We start from the raw sequence: 248 nt of genomic DNA, 5'->3' as shown, positions 1-248 counted from the left end.
CCGGCGCTTGGTGTGCTGACGGTCGCAGCGGTAGCGGTTGTTGCCGGACTGAGTGCGCCCGACGAGGCGTATGCGCAGAATGCTGTGTTTCAGGGCACGGGCTGTACGAACGCTTCGTTCGGCGGCAACGTGAACGATGTTGCTATCGGCTGTAACGTGACGGCCTCGACTACTGGCCGTACAGCTGTGGGCGGCAGCAGTACCGCATCGGCAGTCTATGCAACAGCGCTCGGATTTAGCGCCACGGC

At 62.9% G+C, this 248-nt stretch carries 1 protein-coding gene; it reads left to right on the top strand.

Annotated features, from left to right (window positions below):
- A partial coding sequence (locus SCA31_RS24880) for a hypothetical protein (protein ID WP_410699625.1) occupies positions 1 to 248 on the top strand: 248 nt, incomplete at both ends.

The sequence above is a fragment of the Chryseobacterium sp. SIMBA_028 genome (assembly GCF_046535285.1).
Lineage (GTDB): Bacteria > Bacteroidota > Bacteroidia > Flavobacteriales > Weeksellaceae > Chryseobacterium.
Note: the sequence above shows the minus strand (reverse complement) of the source record. Positions and strands in the feature narration are given on the sequence as shown.